We start from the raw sequence: 13061 nt of genomic DNA on the forward strand, positions 1-13061 counted from the left end.
TTAATTGTAAGTGAGCAATTGGCCGTTCACGGCAGCGACATTTGCCACCACACCAGCAGCATATGATGAGCTGAGGCCGATGCCCTGCAAGCTGGCTGCGATCTGTGCCAAGTAGGCGTTTGTGATCGCACCTTGAGCAGTCAACTGAGTGGTTTGGTCGTTGATTGCAGTTGCTGGGTCAGCTGATGAATTGAACGAATTTGTGGCATTGGCCAAAGCCTGCTCACTCAAAGTGATCAATTGGTTTTTGATGTTTTGGAATGAGCCGGTCTGTGTGCCGTAAAGCTCACTGGCATATCCCATGATTTCCTTGCCCAATTCCGTGAAGGCATTTTGGTCAATTGCCTTGCCAGAAGCGATGTCGTTTCTGAACCCTTGCAGCTTGGCCAAATCCTCGTTCAAGAGGCTGAGTTTGCTTCTGCCTGATCCATCACCGCGAAGGGCCTTGAGGAATTCAGCGAAGCCCTTTGTCTGATCCTCAAACGCATTCTTCAACTTGAGCTGACGCAATTCTTCCAAGCTGGCATATTCGCTTGCAGTCGCACCGGCTTCCTTGAAGATCGCTGTGAGCTTTTTGAATTCGGTATTGATGTTGCTGACCGCGAATCCCAATGGGTCTTTGAGGGATTTCAATTCCTTGAAGACGTTCTGGAACTTGACAGCCTTTTCCAACTGAGCTTCGATATCGCCAGTTGAAATGAGACGCTTCACGCTCTCTGAAATGCCTTCAAATGCGCCAACGGAAATGATGTATTTCAAAGCAGCTTTCACGGCTTCGGTTTCGCTTGAGAACCACTGAGTTGATTGCCCACCACCAGTGAATCCGAACTTGTCGTCTTTGCGGCCGATGTCGAAGCTGACCTTGCCCAACGTGGTGTCGAGCTTGTCAGCGATAGTGCGGAAGTTGTCCAAGAGGCTGGTAGCCATCTCGGCTGCTTGGGTCTGGAATTCGCCAGTGCGGCCATATGTGCCGGTCACTGCGCTATCACGGACCTGAGCGTATCCGCTCTTGACCTTCTTGAACAAGCCGCCGAGCAAACCGCCAGCGATTGAGCCGACAATGGAACCGACCGGACCAAGGAAGGAACCAACAGCGCCACCGATTTGTGCGCCAGTGTCACTCATCTTGAGGCCGAGAGCGTTGCCGAGACCAGCGACGGTTGAGCCAATTCCAGCACCGGCAGACATAGTGCCCAAAAGCCCGCCAAGGCCCTTCATGAATGAGCCATTTGGCCCGCTAAATGCTTCCTTTAATCCCTTGAGGCTTTCGCCCATTGATGCGAATGGCTTGGACCACGTTGAGCCGCTGAAAATGCCATTGAGCATGGTGCCATTTTTGGTTGCGAATGCTTCACCAAAGGCATTTGCTTGCTTCTTGAACGTTCCGTCTGGCTGCTTTTCGTATTTGCTACCAAGCAGGTTGGCGATTGCACCAATGGTGCCGCCGCCACTGAAATCGCCTTGTGCGAACTTGGCCATTTGCTGGATCATTTGGCCAACTTTGCCGATTGCACTGCCCCACTTACCGCCGATGTCGTCACCTAAGCGGGCAATTTGGCTTCCCCAATCGTCATACATTTTCGCACCGGCGTTCTTGGATGCTTTGTCCATGCCAGCGATGATTTCGTCATAAACAGCCTTGCTGATACGTCCGTTATCGAGTGCCAGTCTGAGGGCTTCAACCTGTGCCTGAGCGTTCTTTTGGAACTGCTCTGCATTGTAGGTTGGGCTGTATTTTTCGGCCAAGCCAAGTGCGTCATCGAGCATCTTGTTGCGCTTTGCGATTTCCGCATTGCGACGAGCTTCTTCTGTGGTGTTAGCAATGAGCGTTTGGAGTTCAGTGCCACTGAGCTTGATGCCTGATTTCTGAGCATCAGCTTTGGCTTGTGCAACGGCAGTAGTGATCGCCAATTGCTCGCCGGTTTCGCCCTTCAAACGAGCAGCAAGAATGGCTTCCTGAGTGTTCAAATCGATCATCTTTGTGCGATGATCCTCAGCAGCCTTTGTCATGTATTGGGCAGCTTTGGTCTGATCGATTAACGTGGTCAAACGAGTGCGTTCTTGGGCGTTGATTTCGCGGCCCAGAATCTTTTGAAGTTCGAATTCCTTGCGCTTTTTCTCAGCTTCCTGAGTGGAGAGGCTGCTCAGTTCAAGCTCTTGCTCTAAGCCCTTCCAGAAATCACCCAACTTGTCGGCAGTGGTGTCCTTTTTGCCCTTTGAGCCTTTGCTGTTGCCCATGTTGCCAGTGCCACCACCGGCAAAGTCGATGTTGCCATCGGCCTTCTTGCCAAGGCGCTGGTCGATCCATGAGCGATTGGCCTTTTGATCGTTGTAAGTGGCAGCAGCACCAGTGATGGTCTGGCCAGCGATCTTCTTGGTTCCGCTGAAGCTGAGGTTGATATCCTTGAACTTGCTGAAATCGCCTGTGAGCGCGGCTGCGATTGCTGCACCCAATTGGCCAAATGCAGCCTTGAGTTCGTTCAGGGCGGTTTTGAAAATCTCAGGCAGCTTGCCAGCAACGAACTGGGCAGCGCGGAGGATGCCAACAAGGCTCTCACCTGCTGATTGCCCCGTCATGCTGAATGAAGGGATCATCCAGCCGAACAGGGACGAAAATGCATCACCGATTGCGCTAGCAGTGGTGCGGGCAACTCCGATGAGGAAGCCAAACACCTGACCAGCGATGCTGCCGAGCGTGCTGGCAGTCTCACCAATGAACGAGAACACGACGCCAAGGCCGTCCAAAACGCCTTGGAACTGCTTTGCGCCATCAGCACCACCCATGAACGCGTCAGCGATGGCCATTTGGAACTTGATCGACATGTTGATGATGCCGGCGATGAAATCCATGATGCCGCTAAACAGGGGCTGGATTGCCGACAGGCCGTTTGCGAGGCCGTTCACCATGTCCTTGATGATGTTGCCAAAGGCTCCATCGCCCATGTCAGCAAGGAAGGTGAAAATCTTGTCCTCGAGGTTCGAGAACGCACCGTTGAGGGTGTCCATCTGACGAGCCATTGCGCCGCCAAACTGGTTCTGGCCGATGCCGATCAGGTATTTCTCGATCTCGCTGGCATTGCGGCCAACGGTGGTTGTGACCCCTTGGAAGGTGAAAGCAACCTGATCGCCTGACTGCTTGGCCTTGATGCCAAACTCCTTGAGGCGTTCAAACTCACCAGTGGTGGCGTCTGCGACAGCCTCAATCATCTGGCTCATGCTTTTGCCCATCGCCGCAGCAGTGTTGCCGTAGGACATCATGATGTCCTCGCTGGTGCTGAGGCCGAGCGCGCGGAGTTTGGTGAAGCCCTCAACGCTTTGATCGAGGGTGAATGGTGTTTTGTTGGCGAACTGGACGAGGCCCGCGTAGGCGGCTTCTGCCGCTTGGGTGGATCCTGTGACGGTGGTGAGGTTGGCCTTGAACTTCTCAACCTGTGCAGCGGCGCTGATACCAGCCGCTCCAAGGGCAACGAAGCCCGCTGCGATGCCAGCAACCACGCCAGCAGTGCCAAGCCCAGCTAAACCGCGGAATGTGCCTCCAAGGGTCTCGACCTTGCTTGCTGCGCCATCTGCGGCAGCGCCAAAGGTGCCCATCTCTCCGCTTGCACCACGGAAAAGCTGGTAGAGTTTGCCCATGGAGCCGTTTTGCTGCTCTAGGACACGGTTCAGTTTACTGGATTGGGCTGAGGCACGGCCCATTGATGATGCGAAATTGTCGTTCGCGCCGGTTGCCTGATTGGCCTTCGCGCCGATGCTGGACAGAGCTTGGTTGACCTCTTGAGCACCCTTCTTGGCACCACTGGAATCAATCACAACTCTCACAACGCGAAGGGAATTATTCATCGGCTCAAATCTCTCTGTTTCTCCATCTATTTATTGGCCGATTATGGACGCTCAGATTGGCTCTTCGATTTCTCGTTTTGAACGTTGATGAACTCCAAATCCATTGCGCGAACGACATAAACCAAGGCCCTGCTTTCAGCCTTGGTCATGTTCATTCGTTCAGCCCATTCCCAGATTTTGCTCACAGGAATATGGCCAACAGCCATTCCAACTTGGCGCTCCGTGGAAAGTTCTTGAAATGCCGACCAATAGAGCTGGTCTGTGAGTGGCGGGGCTTTGTCGATATATCCTTGGAGGATTGGGCACGGCCCATCAGGTGCGTCGAAACTGGCCTGATAATCGATTAGTAGCTGCGCCCCATCACTGTAATACCACCTCAAGAACGCTTGGAGTTTTTTGCGTCTGTTTCCTTGGTGGCTTCAACATCAACCACTGGCTCGCCTTCGATTTCCACCTCTGGTTCGGCGGTGAAGTTCTTGACGTTTTGAGCGATGGTTAGAAGCTGCTCAGTAAGCCAGCTGGCACCGTCTTGGTTGAGGATTTTGGTGGCATTTTCTTTCGTGAAGGGGACTTCCAATCCGTCCTTGCGGAATGGCACACCTTCCCAGCCGAGAAGGCTGACTTCCACGAATGCGCTGATCATCGCATAATCACGCTTCATTTGGACGTTCTTGTTCTTCTTGCCCCAACGCTTCATTGCAAGCTGAACGTGGTTTGCGTGAAGGTCAAAAAGGGCAATGTGGTAGGTGCCGTAATACTGCTCAAGCTCGTCATAGATAGGGACGAGAATGCCCTTTTTCGCTTCTTCCTCGTCAAAACGCTTTGGCAGATTTAGTTCGAATTCAGACATGTGCTTTCTCCTTTTGGTGTCTGTGTCAGGTATTTATTCCTGAAAATGAAATGGGGCCGGTTTTGACACCGACCCCATGCAAGCTCACCAAAAGGAGTAAATGAGCTTTAGAGCTTTTCGATTTTCACGTTGGAATTGATGGTGTCGTCATATCCAGCTGAGAATTCCAAAACCACCATCAAGGAGTCGCCTGACTCGGTGTATGGAACCATGCCGTAAGCAGCTGGCAAGGTGAAGCGGTAGCCGTTTCCAGCAGTTCCGATTTCAAAGCTGACAGTCTGTGGTGTGCCAGTGATGGCGGAATCGATAGCGAAGCTCTCGCGGTATGCCTTGAGGGTGATCTTCACTTCGCGGGTGCCAGTGGATGCGATTCCAACCGGATTGCTTGAACCCAAAACTGGCAATGGTGAGCGGTTCTGGTTCACTGAGAAGGTCAGCTCAGTGTATTTCAAGGTCTGGCCAGCAACGTTCACGTTGGTGACTTCGGTGCCGATAAACTCTGCGTTTCCGGCGCTTTCAGTGACAGTGAGCGGGTTGTTGGTCGTTGATGTGCCGCGCTTGGTGAAGATGAAATCAAAGTTGGCAGTGACAGCATCGGCAGCTTTAGCAGCAAGGGTGAACCCTGAGACAACGCCACCAGCTGAGGTTTCATACATGCCTGAGGACAAGGCAGCGATGATTGAGAAGTAGGTGTCGGTCTTGCCACCGATCAGGGTGCTGACTGCTGGCTCGCCTACTTCTGTCCAAGTGCCGCCAAGGGCGCTGGCCATCAAAAGTTCGATTGCTGCATCTTCTTGGAACCGGAATTCAAATGAGCCGGTGCCTGAACCACCATCGCGGCGTGAGCCGTTTGATGAGCGATTTGGACGGAGGGTGTCTGAGGCAATTTCCTTTGCCTTGAACTGTGGAACGGCATTTCCGACCTTTGCTGGAAGCGCAAAGCGGTCTGCGCCAGTGGTTGGTGTGGTGCCTAATGTGACTTCAGGAACAATGGTAAAGCTGACGTCGTTTGAGCTATATGTTGACATATGAAATTCTCCAAAAATGGTCTTTCAGGCCATCTTTGGCCCCGACTATTTACGGAAAATCACATGCCGATTTTCGTTTAGGGTCTGAGGGACTTCCAGAGGATCGTGAGGTTGATTTGGTGGAATGGAGCAGTCGGGTTTTTTCCGATTTGACTTGGATTTGCAGGGTAAGCCTCAAAGCCAGTTTGGTAGACCGTCACAAAGCGATCATCACTGCGCCATGCGCGGAAAGCTGTGTCGATTGCTTCTGCGAATTGCCATCCAAGTGTGTCGCCCATGTTTTGCGGAACAAACACTTGAAGGATGGCCAAGCCAAGCTGCTGATAGCGAGGATTTGGCCCGCTTTCCGCCACCACTTTCGAGCCCGGTCTAACTGAGAAGCGGCACCATACTTTGTCAGCAGGGATTTCCTCGCTGGCATCGTTGTCGTTCAGAGCCACCATGTCTGGGAAGTCAGCTTCCATGACATCGTAGAAGCGATCTCGAATGGCTTGGATATCGTCAGTGATCATTCGGCACTTCCCCCATTGAATTCCTGCACCGTGCTTTCAATGAAGCCAGGTGGTGCTTGCTTGCTGTGTCCTGCGTTGAGTGGTTCGATGTATGGAACGGCGTTTTCAATGGCGCCTTCGCCATACGGATTGCTGGGCAGGATCGCGTCCCAGCCATTGGCTGCGCGGCCAGTGTCTTTTGGCGTTCTCAGCTTGAGAGCCGTTTGAACGTCCAAGGTGAGCTTGGTGGTGGTGTCGAGGACCATTTTGTCCACTTCGCCCATTTCAAAATCCAAGTTCGCGGTGATGTCTGAGGTGTCGATCTTCACGTTCAGGCCCCCACAATCACGGCGGTGTAGCCAATGGTCACGCCCTTCACTCTGCGTGGCTGGCAATCAGCGATTTGGAAGGTTTGGCCATTGATGGTGAGGTAATCGCCGACCTTCATCACGTGCTTGCTCTTGGCAGTGTCCACGATGCTGACGCTGCCGTCAGCTGCCAGCACCTTCTGCTTTCCAAGGCGCACGATGATGGTCGCTGGCGTGGTTGTGGCTGACGTAGTTGGCAATCCAGTGCGCTTGTCGATCACTTGAAGTGAGCGAGCGCCCAACGTGGCTTCCACGCCATAGGCGCGGTCCAGCTGGTCGTTTGCGAGGATCATGGACGACAGGATATCCATCATACCATGCGCCCGAACTTGACGGCTGGTGTTCGCTTACGGAACGGTTCCAGCAATGCCGTGATGTGTGGGTATGGGTCTGAGCTAACCTTGTCGGCGTCCTGATAGACCGTCTTGAGGGAGTCATCGCCTGAGGCCACTTCCTCGCTCTTGACCGCCTGTCCGGCTTTCAAAGCTGGTGCGCTGGTAAGCATTTCCAATGCCAAGAGGGCATAAGCAGCAACAACACTTTCGTCTGAGTAGTCCGTATCAGCTGCCAACGGATAAAATGCTCTGATCCAATCGCTGGCTTTCAAAAGGGCTGCTTGGCGGTAGTCGCCTGCCCATGCGTCATTGCCTCTAAGGCTGTGAAAATTGTCCGCTGCTTCCAGTGTGATCATGTTTGAAATCTCGCTCTATTGCCGAGTATTTATCTCCGGCAAACGCGCACAAAAAAGCCCGCCATTTCTGACGGGCTGATTTGTTAGCTGGGCTCAGTGCTTAGCCGTTGGTCTTGATTGCGACCATTGGAACGCTCTTACGAGAAACAACACGGTTCCAAGTTGTAGCGGTGGAAAGCTCAGCGTTGGTTTGTGAAACGCCGTTGGTTGGAGCAACGTCGTTTGAGAAGCCAAATGGGTGCAGCACATAGCGGCGACGTGAGATGACGGTTTCCTTGCCGGAGAAATTACCAGCAAGCTCGTCACGAACCTGAGCCAAAGCCTTGTCACCAAAAGTGCCAGCACCAAATCCAAACAAGCCAGTGCCGGTGAGGTAGGTTGTGTAGACTGGATAATTGGTCGTGCCGGTTTTACCAACGTTGTCGGTTTCGATGAGCACGTGACCCATGTATGTTTCCAAACCGATTGCGGTCTGTGAAGCTGGAACGAAAGCGTTTGGTTCGTTAGCGCGGAGGTTGTTCACAACGTCTGAGTGAGCAACGAGGATTTTCAACTCGCTACCCAAATCGCCCAATTGCTTACGGCCTTCGATGAGGGCGGTGCCACCAAACTTGTTGGTTGCTGCGATTGTGCCGCTGGTGATTGCGAGGTTCTTGATCATGTCGCCGGAGTCATTTGCAGCGTTGTCTGCAAGGATGCCGTCGATGATTGCGAGGGTTGCCTTTTCTTCGTCTGCCAACCAGAGACGAGCAAACTCACCTGCTGCGTATGCGATAGCATCTGAGTCACTTGCGAAGTCGGCGATGTCCATTGCCTCGAATGAAAGCGCGCGGCTGAGCATACGAGCAGTCATCGAGCCCTGTTGGACCTTGGCTGGTGTGCCCTTGCTATCTGGATCGTCGTTCATGGTAGCCGCTTCGCCACCAGCGATTGGCTTCCAGAATGGGAGGGTGCCTTGGAATCCAGCAGTTTGCGCCTTTTGGGTGATGCGTGGATCAGTGACAATCAAGTTTGATTGACGGATTTTTGAATTCTCTGTGATCTTGCTTTCAACAATTGCTGCGAATGTTGATACAGGAACAATATCAGTTAAACGGGTTGTAGCCATTACGGTGGTTCTCCACTTCTGTTTTTGTCGATTGGTTAGACCGACAAAGTGCGGAGACCTGTCGGACGCCGGGAAGAATTTTCATTCTCCCGACATCACTATTTAGTTCTGGCTTTTCGCCGATTTTCGTTTGTGCTGGATTAGAGCCCTTGAGCTAAATCCGGACGGCCAATTTGCTGGGCAATTGCCTTTGCCTGAGCAGGGTCTTTCATCGCTAATTGACCGAACTCACCGATCCTTGCGTTGATGTTTTCTCGGGTAAATCCAGCTGGGCTTGGACGCGCACTGTCATTGCCGGTAATGCCAGCACCGGAATTGTTTGATGCCGGGCGATAGACCGCGCCGTCGCCGTTGGACCATTCCTTGGCCCAATCGCTGATTGCTTTGCCTTCAATGGTGGCTAGGCCATCTGCGTATTCCACATGACGGTGAAGGAGTGCTTCAACGGCAGGGACAAACTCGGTCTTTATGCCAAGTGACGCGATTGTGGATTTGATTTCGTTGTCCACTCGGATTGTTTTTAGATCGTTCAAAGCAGCATCGCGCTCACGAGTCAGGTTTTCGATTTCCTTTTGATGCTTCGACTCAAGCTGCTTTTTGATCTTTTCGATATCACCGGATTTTTCGGCTGCTTCTGTTTCCGCTTCCTCCTTGGCGGCCATTAGCTCATCGATTTGATCCTGCTGCTTTTTGAGTTTTGCCAGCAGTTCCTTGTTTTTGGCCTTCAAGCCGGATTCGTCTGAGGTGGCTGTTGTTTCCGATTGGTTTTCAGATGCATTTTCTTGTTGTGACATGTTTCATTCCTTTCCCGCCTTACGGGTTTTGAAGGACGCCCTTGGCGTCAGTTAGCGAGCAATCGGCCTTGCCAATTGCTTCCAGCTATTTAGTCCGTGAGGTGCGTCAGAGACCGTGAATGCGGCGCAACTGATCCAAGGAAATGGCAGTGCCATCCGGCCTTACGAGGTCAGCCATGGACAGCTTTCCAGAACGCCAAAGGTCCGCCCTGCCCTTACCCAGATACTGGTCCTGAAAGGCAGCGTCCTTGCCCTTGAGCCATTTGCTAAAGGTTGTGCTGGCAGGAACCTGACCGTCCATCGAAGCGCGCTGGCTTGGCGAGACGTCTTTTGCGTCAATGCCAAGCTCAGACCAGCTTTTGGTCACTGGTGTGAGAAATGAGCGGCAGTTTATATGGAGCGGCGGTTGAGGCGGATTGTCGCCGTTGGGATAGAACTTTCCATCAAGGCTGGCGCATTGGAAGGTGGTGCGGCTGTCCAGAACCGAGTGGAATTGGATGCCTTTGATTACGTCGCTATTCGCCTTCCACGTTTCCTGAGCAGCTTGGTTGCTCACGTGAGTGACGAAGGTGCGGACCATACGCTGGGCGGATTGGCGGCTCACGTTCAGGATGCCGTCCTGATATCCACCAGCTCGGGTGCCACGGATTTTCTTGATGATGTCGTCGTTGGTTAGGCCCTGAACCAGCCCGCTGCGGATTGCTCCGTCTATGCGATCGATCCGGCCCTTCTCCATTCCGTCCAGCCAACCGCTCAATGGCGCAGCGTAGTCTTTGACCGCGATGAGGCTGGTTTCCACGATTGCCTTCAATCGGGCTGGTGCTGGCAGAACCGTGGAGTAGCTGGCTGGGATTGCTCTGGCCAAGCCGGCTTTCTGGAACTCCGCTTCGACCGTGGCCAAGCCGGTAAGCTCGTCGGAGAGCGTCTGACCCATTTGCTCGTAGACCGCGCTGTTGAGTGCTGAAAGCTCGTCAACAAGCTGAGAGAGGCGTTTCTGGGCAGAACGGGATAGGTTGATGCCGCGCTCATCGATGTCAGCGAGCGCCAGTGTGACCTTGGTCGCTATCTCGCTATCCGTGGAATTGAGCAACTTCAAAATCTGCTCGACCAATCCAGTGTTGTATCTGGACAACTGGATGGCGTGAGCGATGGCCCTGTCCCTCAGGGTTTCATTTGCGCTCATAAGCCGGTGCTATTCCCCGGCTGCACGATTGGACGGTCAATCATCTGCTGACTGAGCGCATCACGGAACGTCTGGTAATCGACCACATCATCAACGATGCCCGCCTTCTTCAATTCGAAGAACAAGACCTCATCAGTCAGCTGGCCAGCTTGGTAGTAGGCCAAGACGGTGCTGAGGCGGTCGGCGTTGAAGCCGCTGGCTGAGAAATCAGGTTTGAAGCTGAACTTGGTGTCCTGCGGGACTGGATCACCCATCCACCTTGCCATGAAGCGCAATGCCTGAGTGATGTAAGCACCGATGGCACGGACTTGGCCGTTCAAGCTGGCGTTGTCGGACTCTTGACGGATTGCGATTGTTTCGGCTGCTTCTGGCGCTGCTTTGTCATCAGCGATGATGCGCGATCCAGTGCGAGCCATATCACTTGAAGCCGAATTAATAAGGCGCTCGATTGAATCGATGTTTTTGCCGTCAAAGGAATGGATGTTTAGCTCAGCTTCGCCTTGAAATGTCCAAACCACTCCCGGTCCAGTTGGATATTCCTCAATCTCTGCATCTTCCTTTTGGAGCTTGCTCATCGCCACAATTGGATTGGAAGTCCACTTGACGGCTTGGCTCATGCGACCTTGGAGAATCCAGATATCGCAGTTCAAATCCACGATATGCTCAAACGGCGCTGGGGTCGGCCAACGCTCATGATTTGTGCTGACAATCCAAAATGGAATTTCGTTAAACGCCACACCGTCTTTGGTAGGAATATTTTCTACAGCCCCCTGCCAATCGCCGTTCTGTTTGACGTAGGTGCGGACCTTGTAGACGCCGCCTTCAAGGAGCATTTCGCGGACTACATTGGCGGACTCAAGAAGTCTCACATAGGTAAATTTTTGCGTGTTTCCGACCAGTCCCCAATCAAGGTCGAGGATCGTCTCAGCAGGAAACATCGATAGGAAAGGACGGTAGCCAAGTTCGATTTGATTCTTGGCATTGAGGTCAGGAAAAACACTTGGGTCGGGGTTGGGATGATCGACCATCAATCCCGTGAAATTGGTGGTGAAAGTTTCCTGTAAAACTTTGGCGGAGAGTGTCTCCAAGGAGTCACCGCGAGGCGTGATTATCTCTTGCACCTTTGCGACGGCATCACCAATCAAGTCTGGCTTGTTTTTGAAGATCAAGCCTTTGTTGCCGGTCATGATTTTGATTGCATAAGGCTGGAAGCGAACGGTTTTCACATAATTGGCGTATTCGGCTGGTTCCATTTTGCTCAAAGGCTTTGGCAGATAGGTTTCACCAGCTGCTTCAACAGCGTCACGACCAGCAAGGAAGTCGCGGTTCTTTTTCCAGCGTTTATGGAACTTTTGTAGATCTGGATTGATTTCGTCGGGTGTCGTATTGAAGGCCATTTTCTAGGATTTCCGTTGCTGTTTACAACGGTATTTATTCCGGCCAATTAGTATGCTGAGCTGTAGCGGACCTTTATGCGACCGGGTTCTTTTTGCTCTGCGCTGACATCAAACAAATACCAAAGCGCCCACACCAATGCGTCCATTCTGTCTGGTGATTTTGCTGCTCCGCGTTCCATCCCGAACTCATACATCTGAGTTTCAAGCTCGCGGAGGTCAGTGCCTACGTGATGGACTTTCCCTTGGGCATAAAGCAGCGCGATTGGTTCCGCTCTGGTCAGTTTGCCACGTGATGCCCTCACCTGCGTGACAGGGAGGTTGGCGTTATATTGGCGCATACCGGATTCAATCCAGTCGCCGCCGTTGTTGGTTTCCGCCACGACAATATCAGCCTCATGTGCCACGAAGGCATCGCTGAGCTTCCGCGCTATCTGTTCTGGGGTGTATTTGCCCGAGTAGTCCTTGAGGACGTATGCCTCCCCGTTCACGCCCATTGCAGCCACGATGATCCCTGAAAGGTCGCTGTCCTTGTTGCTGGTTACGGCGGGATCGGCGCCAATGGCGACTTTCCGGAAGGCAGGCACTCGGTCCGGGGCAACACGTAGCTGGTCAATCTGGTCAAGATCGAAGATGGCGTTGTCGTTCTGCGCTGACCACTCACCGTCCACATATCTGGCCCGTTGGCGTGGGTCCAAGTTGGCCAAGTTGGCGAGATACTTCTCGTCGTGGTTTTGGAGTTTGACCCTTCCGAACGTTTCGGCGTTCATGAGCGGCTGGTTGTTGGATGGGTTCACGCCATCACGGAAAACCTTGCAATCCCAATCACTCTCGAAGCGCGGATTGCAGTCAAAAATCATCTTGCGAACGATGGTTTCGCCTGTGTCCTTGTGCTTCGGTTCGCCGTTAAGACAGCTTGCCGCTTGCTGGACGCGATGCCAGTCAAACTCGCTGACTTCGTTCAGCCAAATGGTCTGATATTCCGTTCCCAGCACCTTATCGATGCGTTGCTCGTCCAAACCGTCGAACTTGATGTATGAGCCATTTTCAAAATAGACGATCAAGTCGCTGGAATTGACCTTCACGATTTCGCGGAGTGGCAAACCGTCTGGGTCTGCCATGTTGTCCAGCATAAATTGGAGGGTTTGAATCCAAAGCGAGGCTTCACAAGCGGCTCTGGTGCTTCTCAAAATGAGGTGCGTTGATTGCGGGTAAAGCAGTGCCCGCATGATTATGAAATACAAGGCTGCGACGGATTTACCGCCGCGTCGGTTTCCATAAATCAGGCACCACAACTTTTCGACGTTCAAGAGC

General features: G+C 52.8%; 13 protein-coding genes. All 13 read right to left on the minus strand.

Features of this window, described 5'->3' with window-relative positions; all coding sequences use genetic code 11:
* The 13 genes from ACT53M_RS08425 to ACT53M_RS08485 all read right to left on the minus strand — a co-directional run bounded on the left by ACT53M_RS08425 (position 1) and on the right by ACT53M_RS08485 (position 13057).
* Entirely contained in the window at positions 1–3840 is a 3840-nt protein-coding gene (locus ACT53M_RS08425) for a tape measure protein (protein WP_476232682.1), read from the minus strand.
* A gap of 41 nt (positions 3841–3881) precedes the next feature.
* Positions 3882–4220, minus strand: coding sequence for a phage tail assembly chaperone (locus ACT53M_RS08430; RefSeq protein ID WP_476232684.1), 339 nt, complete (start codon positions 4218–4220; stop codon positions 3882–3884).
* Positions 4217–4690 carry a hypothetical protein gene (locus ACT53M_RS08435; protein WP_476232685.1) on the minus strand — a complete coding sequence of 158 codons (474 nt, stop codon included), beginning with the start codon at positions 4688–4690 and terminating at the stop codon, positions 4217–4219. Before ACT53M_RS08435 ends, ACT53M_RS08430 begins: the two co-directional genes overlap by 4 nt.
* Before the next feature lie 107 nt (positions 4691–4797).
* Entirely contained in the window at positions 4798–5718 is a 921-nt protein-coding gene (locus ACT53M_RS08440; RefSeq protein ID WP_476232686.1) for a phage tail tube protein, read from the minus strand.
* A 77-nt stretch (positions 5719–5795) separates the two neighbouring features.
* Positions 5796–6230 carry a hypothetical protein gene (locus ACT53M_RS08445; protein ID WP_476232688.1) on the minus strand — a complete coding sequence of 145 codons (435 nt, stop codon included), beginning with the start codon at positions 6228–6230 and terminating at the stop codon, positions 5796–5798.
* Positions 6227–6538 (minus strand): hypothetical protein, encoded by a 312-nt coding sequence (locus ACT53M_RS08450; protein WP_476232689.1) that lies wholly within the window; start codon positions 6536–6538, stop codon positions 6227–6229. The genes ACT53M_RS08445 and ACT53M_RS08450 overlap by 4 nt, the downstream gene beginning before the upstream one ends.
* 2 nt (positions 6539–6540) lie before the next feature.
* Complete coding sequence (locus ACT53M_RS08455) at positions 6541–6891, minus strand: hypothetical protein (protein WP_476232690.1); 351 nt, start codon at positions 6889–6891, stop codon at positions 6541–6543.
* The gene (locus ACT53M_RS08460) at positions 6888–7268 is read right to left on the minus strand and encodes a hypothetical protein (RefSeq protein WP_476232691.1); all 381 of its coding nucleotides are present in this window, start codon (positions 7266–7268) and stop codon (positions 6888–6890) included. Before ACT53M_RS08460 ends, ACT53M_RS08455 begins: the two co-directional genes overlap by 4 nt.
* Positions 7269–7368: 100 nt before the next feature.
* On the minus strand, positions 7369–8376 hold the full coding sequence (locus ACT53M_RS08465; RefSeq protein ID WP_476232692.1) for a hypothetical protein: 1008 nt from the start codon (positions 8374–8376) through the stop codon (positions 7369–7371).
* Between the two features lie 140 nt (positions 8377–8516).
* Positions 8517–9170 (minus strand): kinesin, encoded by a 654-nt coding sequence (locus tag ACT53M_RS08470; RefSeq protein WP_476232694.1) that lies wholly within the window; start codon positions 9168–9170, stop codon positions 8517–8519.
* 106 nt (positions 9171–9276) lie between these two features.
* Positions 9277–10353, minus strand: coding sequence for a minor capsid protein (locus ACT53M_RS08475; protein WP_476232696.1), 1077 nt, complete (start codon positions 10351–10353; stop codon positions 9277–9279).
* The gene (locus ACT53M_RS08480; protein ID WP_476232697.1) at positions 10350–11750 is read right to left on the minus strand and encodes a DUF4055 domain-containing protein; all 1401 of its coding nucleotides are present in this window, start codon (positions 11748–11750) and stop codon (positions 10350–10352) included. Before ACT53M_RS08480 ends, ACT53M_RS08475 begins: the two co-directional genes overlap by 4 nt.
* Positions 11751–11797: 47 nt before the next feature.
* Positions 11798–13057 (minus strand): phage terminase large subunit, encoded by a 1260-nt coding sequence (locus ACT53M_RS08485; protein WP_476232698.1) that lies wholly within the window; start codon positions 13055–13057, stop codon positions 11798–11800.
* Between the last annotated feature and the right edge of the window lie 4 nt (positions 13058–13061).

The organism is Sphingomonas sp. DMC6 (assembly GCF_056314225.1).